This is a genomic window from Enterobacter cloacae complex sp., from assembly GCF_900322725.1.
GTDB lineage: Bacteria > Pseudomonadota > Gammaproteobacteria > Enterobacterales > Enterobacteriaceae > Enterobacter > Enterobacter quasihormaechei.
The window spans coordinates 2,602,569-2,618,296 of the sequence record NZ_LT991957.1 but is presented as its reverse complement, the minus strand read 5'-3'; the positions used below and the strand labels follow the sequence as shown (position 1 = coordinate 2,618,296).

The following is a 15,728-nucleotide window of genomic DNA, read 5'->3' as shown; positions in this document are numbered from 1 at the left end:
AGGTACGGGATCGGGATCCATGTGGCCTCCGGTAAGTAAAAAGAAGAGTGTCGGCACGCAGTATAGAGATTTATCCATACCGTTTGTGGCTAATCGGGCGGTATTATAACGCCCTGCAAATAAACCAAACGTAAACCAGACTTTGCCCATAGCGAATTCGCAGGATAGCATTAGGCTCAATTGACTATTTTATCGTTGTTACAGGGAATACAGCATGCAGAACCGCCTTACGATTAAAGATATCGCGCGTTTAAGCGGCGTGGGGAAATCGACCGTCTCACGCGTGCTGAACAACGAAAGCGGTGTCAGCGAGCGCACCCGCGAGCGCGTCGAGGCGGTGATGAATCAGCACGGTTTTTCCCCTTCCCGCTCCGCGCGCGCCATGCGCGGGCAGAGCGATAAAGTGGTCGCCATTATTGTCTCGCGTCTGGATTCCCTCTCCGAAAACCTCGCCGTGCAGACCATGCTTCCCGCCTTTTACGAGCAGGGCTACGATCCAATCATGATGGAAAGCCAGTTCTCCGCGCAAATGGTGGAGGAGCATCTGGGTATGCTTCAGCGCCGCAACATTGACGGCGTGGTGCTGTTCGGGTTTACCGGCCTGAAAGAGGACGTGCTGAAGCCCTGGCAGCCGTCGCTGGTGCTGCTGGCGCGCGACGCCAGCGGGTTTGCCTCCGTTTGTTATGATGACGAAGGGGCGATAGTGATCCTGATGCAGCGCCTGTATGAACAGGGCCATCGGCATATCAGCTATCTCGGCGTGCCGCATGCCGACGTCACCACCGGCAAGCGTCGCCATGAAGCGTATCTGGCGTTTTGTAAAAAAAACAACCTCCCTGCCGTGGCCGCGCTGCCGGGGCTGGGCATGAAGCAGGGATATGAGCAGGTCGCCAGCGTGCTAACCCCACACACCACCGCCCTGGTGTGCGCCACGGATACCCTTGCATTAGGCGCGAGCAAATATTTGCAGGAGCAGCGCATCGGGGAGCTGCAATTAGCGAGCGTGGGAAACACGCCGCTGATGAAGTTCTTACACCCGGAGATTATCAGCGTTGACCCCGGCTACGGCGAGTCTGGCCGTCAGGCTGCCGCGCAGCTGATCGAGCAGATCAACGGTCGTGCAGAGCCGCGTCAGATCGTTATTCCTGCCCACCTCTCATAACCTTCTTGAATGGATTATTGTGATCTCCGCCCGATTTCGGGAACGTTCCCATTTTCGCCGTCACGCTGAAAGAGTAGGCTTGCGCTCAGGTCATTACCCCTATCAACCGGTCATGAGGTTTCATGATGAGTAAAGTCAAACAAGCAGATATCGATCGGCTTATCGTCCTGGTCGGCGGACGCGAAAACATCGCCACCGTCAGCCACTGCATTACCCGCCTGCGCTTCGTGCTGAACGATCCGGCCAAGGCCGATCCGAAGGCCATTGAAGAGCTCAAGATGGTTAAAGGCTGCTTCACCAACGCCGGACAATTCCAGGTGGTGATTGGTACCGAAGTGGGCGATTACTATCAGGCTCTGCTGGCGACTACCGGGCACTCTTCCGCCGATAAAGAGCAGGCGAAGAAGGCGGCGCGCCAGAATATGAAATGGCACGAGCAGTTGATTTCCCACTTCGCGGAGATCTTTTTCCCACTGCTGCCGGCGCTGATCAGCGGGGGCTTAATTCTGGGCTTCCGTAACGTTATCGGCGACGTGCCGATGAGCGACGGCAAAACCCTGGCGCAGATGTACCCGGCGCTGCAAAGCATCTATGACTTCCTGTGGCTGATTGGCGAGGCGATCTTCTTCTATCTGCCGGTCGGGATTTGCTGGTCGGCGGTGCGCAAGATGGGCGGCACGCCGATTCTGGGCATCGTGCTGGGCGTTACGCTGGTCTCTCCACAGTTAATGAACGCTTACTTACTTGGTCAGCAGGTGCCGGAGGTGTGGAACTTTGGCCTGTTTACCATCGCCAAGGTGGGCTATCAGGCGCAGGTGATCCCGGCCCTGCTGGCGGGTCTGGCGCTGGGCTTTATTGAAACGCGCCTGAAGCGCATCGTGCCGGATTACCTCTATCTGGTGGTGGTCCCGGTCTGCTCGCTGATCCTGGCGGTGTTCCTGGCGCATGCCTTTATCGGTCCGTTTGGCCGCATGATTGGCGACGGCGTGGCCTTCGCGGTCCGTCACCTGATGACCGGCAGCTTCGCGCCAATCGGTGCCGCGCTGTTCGGCTTCCTGTACGCTCCGCTGGTGATCACCGGTGTACACCAGACCACGCTGGCCATCGATATGCAGATGATTCAAAGCCTCGGCGGTACGCCGGTCTGGCCGATTATCGCCCTGTCTAATATCGCGCAGGCGTCTGCGGTCACCGGCATCATCATCGTCAGCCGTAAGCACAACGAGCGTGAGATCTCCGTTCCGGCGGCTATTTCCGCCTACCTCGGCGTCACTGAACCGGCGATGTACGGCATCAACCTGAAGTACCGCTTCCCGATGCTCTGCGCGATGATCGGCTCTGGTCTGGCGGGCCTGCTGTGCGGCCTGAATAGCGTGATGGCGAACGGAATTGGCGTCGGCGGCCTGCCGGGTATCCTCTCCATTCAGCCCGCTTTCTGGCAGGTATTTGCGCTGGCCATGGCGGTGGCGATTATCATCCCAATGGTGCTGACCACCGTGGTTTACCAGCGTAAGTTCCGTCAGGGCACGTTGCAGATTGTTTAATTCCCTCTTTCGGGGCGCAGTTGCGCCCCTTCGCATTTGCAGGAAAGCACTATGAATACCCTTCCTCACTGGTGGCAGAACGGCGTTATCTATCAGATTTACCCAAAGAGTTTCCAGGACACGACCGGCAGCGGCACGGGCGATCTGCGCGGCGTGACGCAGCGCCTGGACTACCTGAAAACCCTCGGCATTGACGCCATCTGGCTGACGCCGTTCTACATCTCCCCGCAGGTGGATAACGGTTACGACGTGGCGAACTACACCGCCATCGACCCGACCTACGGCACGCTGGACGACTTTGACGAGCTGGTTGCCGAGGCGCACGGTCGCGGCATCCGCATCGTACTGGATATGGTCTTTAACCATACCTCCACGCAGCACGCCTGGTTCCGCGAATCGCTGAACAAAGAGAGTCCGTACCGCCAGTTTTACATCTGGCGCGACGGTACGCCGGACGTGCTTCCCAACAACTGGCGCTCGAAATTTGGCGGCAACGCCTGGCGCTGGCACGCCGAAAGCGAGCAGTATTATCTGCATCTCTTCGCGCCGGAGCAGGCGGATCTCAACTGGGAAAACCCGGCGGTGCGTGCCGAGCTGAAAAAAGTGTGCGAGTTCTGGGCCGATCGCGGCGTGGACGGTTTGCGTCTCGACGTCATCAACCTGATTTCGAAAGATCAAACCTTCCCGGACGATCCCTTCGGCGATGGTCGTCGCTTCTACACCGACGGGCCGCGCATTCACGAATATCTTCAGGAGATGAGCCGCGACGTCTTTACCCCGCGCAACCTGATGACGGTAGGCGAGATGTCTTCCACCTCGCTGGAGAACTGCCAGCAGTACGCGGCGCTCGACGGGCGCGAGCTGTCGATGACCTTTAACTTCCACCACCTGAAGGTGGACTATCCCGGCGGCGAAAAGTGGACGCTGGCGAAGCCGGACTTCGTGGCGCTGAAAACCCTCTTCCACCACTGGCAGCAGGGAATGCACAACAAAGCGTGGAACGCGCTGTTCTGGTGTAACCACGATCAGCCGCGCATCGTGTCGCGTTTTGGCGACGAAGGTGAACACCGCGTGGCGGCGGCGAAAATGCTCGGCATGGTGCTGCACGGCATGCAGGGCACGCCGTACATCTATCAGGGTGAAGAGCTGGGTATGACCAACCCGCACTTCAGCCGCATCACCGACTACCGCGACGTGGAGAGCCTGAACATGTTCGCCGAACAGCGGGCTAACGGCCGCGATACCGATGAACTCCTGGCGATTCTGGCGAGTAAATCCCGGGATAATGGCCGTACGCCGATGCAGTGGGATGCCTCGCACAGCGCGGGCTTTACCGCGGGCGAACCGTGGATTGGCGTCTGTGATAATTACGAAACGGTGAACGCCCGCGCGGCGCTGGACGACCCCGGTTCGGTGTTCTACACCTATCAGTCGCTGATTCGCCTGCGCAAATCTCTGTCGGTGCTGACGTGGGGGGATTATGAGGATCTCCTGCCTGAGCACCCTTCCCTGTGGTACTATCGCCGCCAGTGGCAGGGGCAAACGCTGATGGTGGTAGCGAACCTGAGCCGCGAGCGCCAGCAGTGGCAGCCGGCCCCGGTAGAGGGAGCATGGCGGGTGGCGCTCAGTAACTATGAAGAGGTTCCCTCCCGACCCGATACGCTGCAACTGCGCCCGTTTGAAGCCATCTGGTGGGTGCAGGAATAAATATCAGGAGGGACAGCATGCTGTCTCTCTTTTTTTATGTTTAGCGATACGCTAAATGTACGACGATAGCTTTTACATCATGGCGTGCCAAAAATAAAAATAGCCCTGCTAATTAATAACCTCGGCAGGACATGATGAAAAAGACAATTATTAAAGTAACGTGTATTAGCGCATTATTATTGAGCACACAGGGATGGTGCGGAAATACGTCCGTCGACCTTCGCTTTGGCCATAATACGCGCTCTGACGTAAATGATTCACGTATTAAGGTTATGCATCAGGCGGATAACGGTTTTTACTTTTCCGTTGAAGCTGCACAAAACCACAACGATACCTTTTTTGGTGATACCGACCGAAATAACCCTGATGACAAAGGATTAACGGAGGCGGCACAGGAGATTGAAACGCGCTGGCGCTTCAATCTGGGCAATGGCTTTGCCGTTGCGCCTGGCATGGTGACGGTTTTCACCCCCAGTAATACCCACTATCGTCCCTTCATTCAGGGCTGGAAAGCGTTCGATAACGGTCTGAACCTCTCTGCCCGCTATCGTTATAACACCATCAATGACGCGCACAGCGACAAAGAACTCGACGGCAGCGGCTATACCCGCCGTCAGTCACACCAGTTCGACATTTGGTTCGCCTATAACATTGGCAAATTCGGTATGTCCTATAACCCACGCTTCCGCTGGCAGGATAACGTCGATCAGGGAACCGGGGATGACACCTACTGGGAGCATACCGTCGCGTTCAACTACAGCCTTGACGACGGCTGGACGCCTTACGTTGAGCTGGTGTCACTGGATAAAACCTATATCAACAATGACGGCAACCATGAAAATGATTATGCCGTACGTCTGGGGATAGTGAAGCAACTCTGACGGCCTGGCTACACCGTATCGTGCTGTAGCAACCTACAGCCGATACGGTCCACGGCGCTTAACAGTTCAAGCTGTCCTTCCCGCTGATACAGCGATACCGCGTTAATGTCGATCACTAGCGGCCAGCATAGCGATGAGATCGCCGCCAGCGTCGACCCCTCACGGGTAATCGCAATAATCTTTAACCCTTTTCGTAGCGCGTTACGCGCCATTTCAATCAGCGACTGCGTCTCCCCGGATTTACTGATCAGTACCAGCGTCCCCTTCGATACCCGTGTCAGCTGGTGCATATCATTCAAAATGAGGTGCGGCAGACTCGCCAGGGATAAAAAACGCGACAGATAGTTGAGGCTGGTGAGTGAAGCACCGCGCGCGTACAGATAAATATGGCTGGAATGGGTAAGCAGCCTGGACACCTCCGCCACAATATCGTCCGCCTGCGGCCCAGCGTCGGGGGCGGCAGGCGCTGCGGTAAAATGATCGCGTAAAAAACGATACCGAAGCTCGGTATAGCTTTTATAGCCCATTTTTTTACACACTCGATTAACGGATGTTGTCGTTGTAAAGGTATCCCGGGCAATCTCTTTTGCCGATATATTAGAAATATTAGACGCATGATACTGAATGTATTCAAATATCAAACGTTCACTTCCCTGAAATGAATTCATATATTACACCCTGTTTAATCCCGGCATGATATTAACATAACAGAAAAATAGCCTCTGGAAGACGCTTCACATAATGCAGCGCCGCGTATCACGATACGTAATTAGTATTAGCAAACATTAAAAACTGTTTTAGGTTCTCTTTATACTTTCCCGGTTTTCACATCCAGGGAATCATGACAATGACGAAACAAAAAGTTGTCGCGGTGACGGCCTGCCCGACAGGTATCGCACACACCTTCATGGCGGCGAATAAAATTATTGCATGGGCTAAAGAGCACAATATTGAGGTTAAGGTCGAAACGCAGGGCAGCGACGGCGTAAAAAATCGCTTAACAAAACAGGATATCGCCTCCGCCACGGCCATTATTCTGGCCACCGACGTTCCCATTCAGGATGCCGAGCGTTTTGAAAACATTCCCCATCTTCAGACCCGCACGCAAGCGCTGATCAAGCATACCGATCGCTATCTGCGTCAGGCGCTGGCCATGGAAAAAAACGTCACCGCCTCCTCCGTAGCAGACGACGACGAGCGCCAGCATTCGGCTTACCAGATTTTTATCGGCCATATTATGGCGGCCATCAGCTATATGCTGCCGGTTGTGGTCATGGGCGGGCTGATGATGGCGACGGCCAAAATCACCGGCCAGTTTATCAACATCGACCATTCGCCGTTCAGCGTGCTGGATAAAGTGGGCTTTATGACCATTAAGTTCATGTATCCGGTTTTCGCCATGTACCTGGCATTTTCCATTGCCGGAAAACCGGCGCTGATCCCCGGACTTATCGGCGGCATCATGTCAGACGAGGTCTACAAACGCTTCTTTGATATTGAAGGCTTTATGCCGTCCGGCTTTTTCGGCGCGATTGGCATCGGCTTTTTCGTCGGCTATCTGGTGCGCTGGCTGAATGATTCCATTCACGTCCGCCAGCAGCTCACCACCATCAAGACTATGCTGGTCGTCCCGCTGATCACCGGCATTACGCTGGTGATGGTCATGGAATATTTGATTAACCCGATTTTTGGCTCGCTTAACCAGCTGATGGTGGTCTTTTTTACCTCGGCAGGTGACACCGGGCGCGGATTCTATTCCGCGATGATCGCCGCAGGCACCGCGTTCGACCTGGGCGGCCCGGTCAATAAGGCGGCGGGTTCAGTCGCGCTCGGCCTGAATGGCATGAGCGAGACGTTTGATTTAACCGCCCGCGAACTCTCCATCGTGATCCCCTCCATTGGCGTCGGCTTTGCCGCTTTTCTTAACGGCCGCTTTGGGCTACCGGATGTCTTTAGCCAGGAAGAGAAAACCGTTGGCAGCACCTCGTTATTGCTGGGCGTGATTGGGATCTCGGAAGGCGCTATCCCGTTCATCCTGAAAAACCCACGCCTGATCCCGGTGTTCATGACCGGTGCCGTCGCCGGCGCGCTGGTCGCCATCACCCTTGGCGTGAAGCAGACGCTGCCGCTGCCGGCCATCTGGGGCTGGCCGCTGGCGACTAATGTGGCGGGCTACCTGGCGAGCGTCTTTACTGGCGCACTGATTTGCGCCCTGGGTGTGCTCTATGTCAGCCCAAAGAACGCCAGCTAAGGGGAAGGTCATGAATCAGATCCACGTCATTGCCCATACGCACTGGGATCAGGAGTGGTATTTCACCCGTCAGGACAGCATGGTGCTGGCGTCATATAACTTTGCGGACGTCATCGACACGTTGGAGCAGGACCCCGCTTACAGCTGCTACCACCTTGATGGGCAGATGGCGGTAGTGGAGGATTTTCTCGCCATCAATCCCGATTATCGCGCCAGGCTGGAAAAACTGGTCAAAGAAAAAAGGATCTTTGTAGGACCGTGGTATACCCAGACGGACACCTACAACGTGCATGGCGAATCCATTATTCGCAATCTTAAGTACGGCATCTTCGCCGCCCGTAAGCTGGGGCACGCCATGCAGGTTGGGTATCTTCCGGACACCTTCGGCCACAATGCGCAAATGCCCACGATTTTGCAGGGCTGCAATATCGACAACATCGTCTTCTGGCGCGGCATCGATCACGACAGACAGGCGAAAAGCAGCCAGTTCCTGTGGCGGGCGCCGTCAGGTGCGACCGTTATCGCCTGCGCGATGGCATTCGGTTACGGCGCGGCTAAAAACATCTCTTCAGACGCGGGCCATTTGCAGGGAAAAATCTTCCCGATGGTCAATCTCCTGCGCTCGCGGGCCGGAATAAATGACCTGCTGCTGCCCTGCGGCGGCGATCAGGTCAGTATCGACCCGGGGCTGCCGAAAATTTTACAGATCGCCAGCGCACACTCCCCCAATGAAGACCGGTACGTTATCAGTTCGCTGGAGCGCTACGTCGACATTCTGCGCGCGCAGCGTGAACAGTTTGAACGCTGGGAAGGAGAGCTGAAATCGCCGCGCTATACCCGCATCCATAAAACGATCGGATCCGTACGCTACGACATCAAAAAGAAAAATGATGATGTTGAGCAGTTCATCCTGCGACAGCTGGAGCCGACAATCGCCATGGCGCGTCATCAGGGGCTCCCGGTGAACCTCTCGGTGGTCGATACGCTCTGGAAGAAGCTGTTGCGAAGCCATGCCCACGACTCTATCGGTGGCTGTAATAGCGATACCACCAACCGCGATATTCTGCATCGGCTGGAGCAAACCGAACAGCTGTGCCACAGCCTGTGGAACCTGGTGGTAAAAACCCTGAGCGTCACCTGCGCTCGGGAAGGCGACCTGCTGATTTTCAACCCGCTGGGCACCCCAACGCGACGCGTGGTGATATCCACACTCTATAGCCAGGCTGAAAATATCGCCCTGAAATATCAGGGGCAGTCTATCCCCTTCGACGTCCTGAAAAGAGACGTTCTGCCAGGCGGAACGGCAGTCTCCCTTAACGCCGAAGGCGAATGTGAAACGCCCCTTCCCCCTTATTATCGCTGGCACGTTGCTGTGAAAACACCGGTTCTGCCGCCGGTCGGCTATCTCAGCATTAACGTTGAAGATGACCCGGCGCCTTTCCGGCAGCCTGAACAGACAACCGGCAGCGAGATAGAGAATGCGCATTATCGATTAACGCTGGCCGACGGAACGCTCACCCTGCACGACAAACGCAGCGGCAGATGCATCCCCTCGTTCTTTACCCTTGAAGACTGTGCGGATGCGGGCGACAGCTACGATTTCTCACCGCTCGCAGGCGATACGCCGACGCGATGCGACCATTTCACGCTTGTCGACTGTCTGAAAACGCCGCTTATCGAAAAGCTGATCGTTGAAGCCACCCTGTTTCTTCCGCTGGATCTCGCCGGACGCCAGGGTACTGCCCGAACGCCGCTATCCCTTCGTCTGGAGTGCACATTACGCGAAGACGATCCGAACCTGTACGTCGAAGCTTCGCTGGAAAACAGCCACTGCGATCACCGGCTACGTTTACTGATCGGCAGCGATATTCACACCCGGCACGCTATCGCCTCGCAGCCCTTCGCGATAATCCAGCGCGAAACGGGGTATGACGAAGAAAACTGGCGAGAACACTATCGCGAAATGCCCGTGGATATCGAAACCAGCGAGGGAATCATTGCAGTCGCGGAAGCGGGCAAAGCGCTGGTGGTGAATAGCCGCGGCATGAAGGAATTTCAGATAATCGGCAGCGCGCCGGCTGCCATTGCCCTGACGTTGTTTAAATCCACGGGCGTGCTCGGGCGCAACGATCTCGAATGGCGGCCGGGCCGGGCGTCCGGCATCAATAATACGGTGGTCGAGACCCCCGATGCGCAGTTGCTGAAACCGTTGTGCTTCTCGTTCACCGTCGCGCTGGCCGACAGCGCCGATCATCTCACGCTTCGTCAGCTGGAAAACCAGGCAGCGGGACAGCCTTTCACCTATCAGCGGCAAACGCTGCATACGCTCGATCACCGCCTTGAGCGCTTTTCGTTGCGTCTGCCCGACCGCAGGCTTCCGGCAGAATTCTCATTATTGAGCCTGCCGGAGCCGCTCATTCTCTCTGCCCTGCCCCATGCGCAGCAGGCCTCTGGCACGGTCGTCCGGGTGTTTAACGCCGGCACGCAGCCGGTTCCCGTCCCGACAAGTCTGGCGGGGCTTCGTCAGATCAACTATCTGGAAGAGCCCGTGCAACCGGTAACGGCGATCTCTCCTTCCGCGACATGCGATTTTTTGATTGAGGCTTAATATGAACTTGCTTGCATTGACGCACCCCGATCTGGTTTTTATCAATCCGCCGCACCGTACGCCTGAAGCGCTGATCCGCTGGCTGGCCGAGCCGCTCGCCAGGCGAAAAATCATTAACGATGAAGCGGCATTTATCCAGAGCGTTTTACAACGCGAAAGTGAAGGCCCTACCGCGCTGGGCGAGGCGCTCGCGGTCCCTCACGGAAAAGCCGAGACGGTGCAGCAGGCGGCATTTTGTCTGGCGCTCTTTGACGACCCGATAAGCTGGCCGGGCCTGGACGGTGATGAAGCGGTGAGAATGGTCTTTCTGCTCGCCATTCCGCCAGCGGAAGCAGGCAGTACCCATATGCAGCTGCTGACGTCGCTCACCAGCCTGCTGGCGGAAGACAGGGTGCGGGAGCAGCTTCTGGCGGCGCGCACCCGGGAAGAGGCATTGTCCGTCCTGAATGCTGAAGCACCGCCAGAACAGGACGATGGCCCCGATCGCTCCTTTCTCATCCCCGTGGTGCTGGGCAGTATCGCTACCGCAGCCTTTTTACAGGCAGGGTTGAGCTGGATCTGCGGGGCGAGTTAAACGTGAAGCGCTCAGCACACGCCGTGCTGAGCGCTTGTTTTTGTTGAATAATTAATCAGATTTTTCCTGCACGTATTTACAATTGCTCCAGCGCCCGCCGTTTGTACTCTCGTCTTTTTACTTTGTTCTGAATCAAAAAAATCGCAAACATGTTTGATGCAAATCACTATATGTAGCACTTAAAATGCGTCCCAACCCAACATATTGTATCTATCGTCTACAATTCCAACAACAAGACGGCGCTTACGCTGGCCGGAATTGTGGATAACACACGCTGGGAACGCGGGAAGCCTTTGGCGCGGCGGGAAATACGCCCGGTGAATACTTCCCCACCTTTGTGGATAACCTGTTTTTAAAATGGAGTGATCATGACACCGCATGTGATGAAACGTGATGGCTGTAAAGTGCCGTTTAAATCAGAGCGCATTCAGGAAGCCATCCTGCGTGCAGCTAAAGCAGCGGGAGTCGATGACGCAGATTACTGCGCCACCGTCGCAGAAGTCGTTAGCAGCCAGATGCATGAACGCAGCCAGGTCGATATCAACGAGATCCAGACCGCGGTTGAGAACCAGCTGATGGCGGGGCCATACAAGCAGCTGGCGCGCGCCTACATTGAGTACCGCCACGATCGTGACGTCCAGCGTGAGAAACGCGGTCGCCTGAACCAGGAGATCCGCGGCCTGGTGGAGCAGACCAACTCTTCGCTGCTCAATGAAAATGCCAATAAAGACAGTAAAGTGATCCCGACCCAGCGCGACCTGCTGGCCGGTATCGTCGCCAAGCACTATGCCCGTCAGCATCTGCTGCCGCGCGACGTGGTCTCGGCGCACGAGCGCGGTGAGATCCACTACCACGATCTCGACTATTCGCCGTTCTTCCCGATGTTCAACTGCATGCTGATTGACCTGAAAGGCATGCTGACCCACGGCTTTAAGATGGGTAACGCCGAGATTGAACCGCCGAAGTCCATCTCTACCGCGACGGCGGTTACGGCGCAGATCATCGCCCAGGTAGCCAGCCATATTTATGGTGGGACCACCATCAACCGCATCGATGAAGTGCTGGCCCCGTTCGTGACCGAGAGCTTCAACAAGCACCGTAAGACGGCAGAAGAGTGGCAGATCCCGGACGCGGACGGCTATGCGCGTTCCCGCACCGAGAAAGAGTGCTACGACGCGTTCCAGTCGCTGGAATATGAAGTGAATACGCTGCACACCGCCAACGGGCAGACGCCGTTTGTCACCTTCGGGTTTGGCCTGGGTACCAGCTGGGAATCGCGCCTGATTCAGCAGTCTATCCTGCGCAACCGCATCTCTGGCCTCGGCAAAAACCGTAAAACTGCGGTGTTCCCGAAGCTGGTGTTCGCCATCCGCGACGGCCTGAACCACAAGTTTGGCGATCCGAATTACGACATCAAACAGCTGGCACTGGAGTGCGCAAGCAAGCGCATGTACCCGGACATCCTGAACTACGACCAGGTGGTAAAAGTCACCGGTTCGTTTAAAACGCCAATGGGCTGCCGCAGCTTCCTCGGCGTGTACGAGGATGAAAACGGCGAGCAGATCCACGACGGGCGCAACAACCTGGGCGTGATCAGCCTTAACCTGCCGCGCATCGCCCTGGAAGCCAAAGGTAATGAAGAGGCCTTCTGGACGCTGCTGGACGAGCGCTTGCAGCTGGCACGTAAGGCGCTGATGACGCGCATCGCCCGCCTTGAAGGGGTCAAAGCCCGCGTTGCGCCCATCCTCTATATGGAAGGTGCCTGCGGCGTGCGCCTGAAAGCGGACGATGACGTGTCTGAGATCTTCAAAAACGGACGCGCGTCGATCTCTCTCGGCTATATTGGCATTCACGAAACCATCAACGCGCTGTTCGGCGACAAGCACATCTATGACAGCGAGGCCCTGCGCGAGAAAGGCATCGCGATTGTGCAGCGCCTGCGCGATGCGGTAGACCAGTGGAAAGATGAAACCGGCTACGGTTTCAGCCTGTACAGCACGCCAAGCGAAAACCTCTGCGACCGCTTCTGCCGCCTGGATACCGCCGAATTTGGCATTGTTGAAGGGGTGACAGATAAAGGTTACTACACCAACAGCTTCCACCTCGACGTGGAGAAGAAGGTGAACCCGTACGACAAGATCGACTTCGAGGCGGCCTATCCGCCCATCGCGAACGGCGGTTTTATCTGCTACGGCGAGTACCCAAACATCCAGCACAACCTGAAGGCGCTGGAAGACGTGTGGGACTATAGCTACCAGCACGTACCGTACTACGGGACTAACACCCCAATCGACGAGTGCTACGAGTGCGGCTTTACCGGTGAGTTTGAGTGCACCAGTAAGGGCTTCACCTGCCCGAAATGCGGTAACCACGATGCGGCCCGCGTCTCCGTGACCCGCCGCGTGTGCGGCTATCTCGGCAGCCCGGATGCCCGTCCGTTTAACGCCGGCAAGCAGGAAGAGGTGAAGCGCCGGGTGAAACATCTGGGGAATGGGCAGATCGGTTGAGCCACTGCCGCATTTATGCCCGGTGGCGCTACGCTTACCGGGCCTACAATCCGCACTCACACTGTACCCGGCTTGGTTAACCGCTATGAACTACCATCAGTACTACCCCGTCGATATCGTCAACGGCCCCGGCACCCGCTGCACCCTGTTCGTTTCAGGCTGCGTTCACGAGTGCCCCGGCTGCTACAACAAAAGCACCTGGCGCCTGAACTCGGGTAGGCCGTTTACCGCTGAAATGGAAGACCGCATCATCGACGACCTGAACGACACGCGCATTAAACGTCAGGGGATCTCGCTCTCCGGCGGCGATCCGCTCCATCCGCAAAACGTGCCGGATATACTGAAGCTGGTGAAGCGCATCCGCCGCGAGTGCGCGGGAAAAGATATCTGGGTCTGGACGGGCTATAAGCTGGATCAGCTCAATGCGCAGCAGAAGGAAGTGGTGGATCTGATTAACGTGCTGGTGGACGGCAAGTTCGTGCAGGATTTAAAAGACCCTATGCTGATCTGGCGCGGCAGCAGCAACCAGGTTGTGCATCATTTGCGGTAAATGAAGGCGGATATCCTCTATCCGCCTGGCTTCAAAACCGGCTCAAACTCTCCATCGCCTCAGCCTTAAACGCCGCAAAATCCTCGCACTGGCACAGGCGCGCCATCGCGCGCTCGCGCAGGAAGGTGACGAAGATGTCGTAAATCGCCATTGCCTCTTCGTATTCGCTTTTGCTGATGGCGAGCAGGAAAATAACGTGCGCCGTTTCATCTCCCCACTGAATGCCCTGCGGGGCGAGCACGGTGTAGACCACCGTTTTTTGCGCCAGCAGGCCGAGGGAGTGCGGCAGCGCGATGCCGTCCCCGAGCATGGTGCTGACAATCGCTTCACGCTCGATGACCGAATCCAGAAACTCCGCGCCGACAAAGCCTTCGCTTTCAAGCTGCCCGCACAGTTCGCGGAACAGCGTTTGCCGATCAACGGGCTTGTCGAGAATGCGGAAATGGGTCGCGTCGAAGTATTTCTCCAGCATCCACGGGCGGGTGCGGTCCACCAGCACCAGCTTGCCGATCTGCTCCAGCTGATAATCGGTCGGGAACGGGGCGATTATCACCACCGGCTTGGACTTTTCGCTCACGCGAGCGGTGGAGATCACAAAGTCTTCACCGATGGCATCCGCAAGCTCGTACTCGCGCAGAGTGAGCGTGCGCGTCACCTCAATCTGCGGGTATTTACGCTGAAGTACCGCCTCGATCATGCGCACCATCGCGTTACCGGCGTCGCACACCAGCAGCACGCGCGGCTGGCGCTGGTAGCCAATGTTGTAGTGGCGCTCCAGCCCCACGCCGATGTGCAGCACCAGAAAACCAATCTCGTTCTCGCTGATCGCATACGGCGTGTATTTCCCCCAGCTCGACACCGCCGCGAGGGTCATATCCCACGCCATCGGGTAGTGCTGCTTGATGTTGTCCAGCAGCGGATTGGGGATCATGATTTGATAGCGCACGCGGGTGATCATGGTTTTGATGTGCGTGAGCAGATCGGCGTGCAACTGCGCATCGCTGAGCAGGTTGTAGTTATAGTGGGTGTTGATGTAGCGCAGGATATAGTTGACCAGCGCTTCGTCGTCGTCGGCGTTAATCGCGCTCGGGGCAATCTCCTGGATCTGCCGCGCCGCGATGTGCACGCACAGCCAGCTCTCTTCCGATGGCGCAAGCGCCTTGCCCGCCAGCTCCTGGATGGCTACCGCGATATCCTTCGCCGCCTCGCGCACGTTCTCTTCCACGTCTTCCGCGTGGAATTCCGGCAGCGGATACCCCTCGCTGATGCGCCGCACCGACACCGCGCAGTACAGGCGCAGGAACAGCTCGCCTTCGTCGGTCAAACGAATGTGATGGCGCGTCAGCGCATCATGCAGCACCGGCACCATCTTTTCCGCCACGCCCGCATTCAGCGCCACGTCGGTCACCAGCGGGTTCAGGCTGTCCTGCTGCGCCAGCTCCCACAGGAGGTCGGTCAGGCAGGCGCGGATCGCCATCTCGCTGCCAAACAGCTTCATGCCGTGGCGCGGGCGGGTTTCCAGCGTCAGGTTGTAGCGATGGAACCACTCGCGCACTTCCACCATGTCGCTCTGCAAGGTGGCGCGGCTGACGAACCACTCGTCGGCCAGATCCTCCAGCTTAAGGGAAAATGCCGAGGTGAGAAAACGCACCACCAGATAGTGCACGCGCTCCGGCCCGGTTCGCGGAATGCGCAGCGCGCGCGGGTGGGAGGCCTGCAATTGTTGGTAGCGCTGGGCGTCATCAATTTTAAGCTGATAGCCGCTGCCGCGGCTCAGGATAAACTGCGCCCCGTGGCCTGACAGCAGCGCGTTGAGGGCGGTGATGTCCGCCCGGACGGTTCGCGTGGAGACCGACAGCCGCTGCGCCAGCTCGTCCTGCGGCAGCGTCTCGTTTTGCAACAGATCGAAAAGTTGCGCTAAACGTTGGTTCGGAAATCGCACGT

Annotated in this window: 11 protein-coding genes; 9 read left to right on the top strand and 2 right to left on the bottom strand. The window is 57.1% G+C overall.

Going from position 1 to position 15,728, the window contains the following annotated elements:
- Positions 1–214: 214 nt before the first annotated feature.
- The 4 genes from treR (at position 215) to DBR02_RS13040 (ending at position 5,294) form a co-directional block, all read left to right on the top strand.
- Complete coding sequence (treR, locus tag DBR02_RS13055; protein ID WP_063867230.1) at positions 215–1,162, top strand: trehalose operon repressor TreR; 948 nt, start codon at positions 215–217, stop codon at positions 1,160–1,162.
- Between the two features lie 125 nt (positions 1,163–1,287).
- Positions 1,288–2,706 carry a PTS trehalose transporter subunit IIBC gene (gene treB / locus DBR02_RS13050; protein ID WP_173937207.1) on the top strand — a complete coding sequence of 473 codons (1,419 nt, stop codon included), beginning with the start codon at positions 1,288–1,290 and terminating at the stop codon, positions 2,704–2,706.
- Between the two features lie 51 nt (positions 2,707–2,757).
- On the top strand, positions 2,758–4,413 hold the full coding sequence (gene treC, locus DBR02_RS13045; RefSeq protein ID WP_107534542.1) for an alpha,alpha-phosphotrehalase: 1,656 nt from the start codon (positions 2,758–2,760) through the stop codon (positions 4,411–4,413).
- A 134-nt stretch (positions 4,414–4,547) separates the two neighbouring features.
- Positions 4,548–5,294: an oligogalacturonate-specific porin KdgM family protein gene (locus tag DBR02_RS13040; RefSeq protein WP_063450980.1), complete on the top strand. Its 747-nt coding sequence runs from the start codon at positions 4,548–4,550 to the stop codon at positions 5,292–5,294.
- 8 nt (positions 5,295–5,302) lie between these two features.
- Here DBR02_RS13040 and DBR02_RS13035 read toward each other — a convergent pair whose 3' ends face one another.
- Entirely contained in the window at positions 5,303–5,962 is a 660-nt protein-coding gene (locus DBR02_RS13035) for a MurR/RpiR family transcriptional regulator (RefSeq protein WP_063867218.1), read from the bottom strand.
- 179 nt (positions 5,963–6,141) lie between these two features.
- Between DBR02_RS13035 and DBR02_RS13030 the strand changes: the two genes are divergently transcribed.
- From DBR02_RS13030 to nrdG, 5 genes are all read left to right on the top strand, one after another.
- Positions 6,142–7,545, top strand: coding sequence for a PTS fructose transporter subunit IIC (locus DBR02_RS13030; RefSeq protein WP_107534541.1), 1,404 nt, complete (start codon positions 6,142–6,144; stop codon positions 7,543–7,545).
- Positions 7,546–7,555: 10 nt separating this feature from the next.
- Positions 7,556–10,153, top strand: a complete 2,598-nt coding sequence (locus tag DBR02_RS13025; RefSeq protein ID WP_107534540.1) for a glycoside hydrolase family 38 C-terminal domain-containing protein — start codon at positions 7,556–7,558, stop codon at positions 10,151–10,153.
- 1 nt (position 10,154) lies between these two features.
- Positions 10,155–10,727 carry a fructose PTS transporter subunit IIA gene (locus DBR02_RS13020; RefSeq protein ID WP_107534539.1) on the top strand — a complete coding sequence of 191 codons (573 nt, stop codon included), beginning with the start codon at positions 10,155–10,157 and terminating at the stop codon, positions 10,725–10,727.
- A 368-nt stretch (positions 10,728–11,095) separates the two neighbouring features.
- Positions 11,096–13,234, top strand: a complete 2,139-nt coding sequence (gene nrdD / locus DBR02_RS13015; RefSeq protein WP_107534538.1) for an anaerobic ribonucleoside-triphosphate reductase — start codon at positions 11,096–11,098, stop codon at positions 13,232–13,234.
- 85 nt (positions 13,235–13,319) lie between these two features.
- Positions 13,320–13,784, top strand: a complete 465-nt coding sequence (gene nrdG, locus DBR02_RS13010) for an anaerobic ribonucleoside-triphosphate reductase-activating protein (protein ID WP_107534537.1) — start codon at positions 13,320–13,322, stop codon at positions 13,782–13,784.
- 31 nt (positions 13,785–13,815) lie between these two features.
- Here nrdG and DBR02_RS13005 read toward each other — a convergent pair whose 3' ends face one another.
- Positions 13,816–15,726 (bottom strand): BglG family transcription antiterminator, encoded by a 1,911-nt coding sequence (locus DBR02_RS13005; protein WP_107534536.1) that lies wholly within the window; start codon positions 15,724–15,726, stop codon positions 13,816–13,818.
- Positions 15,727–15,728: the final 2 nt, after the last annotated feature.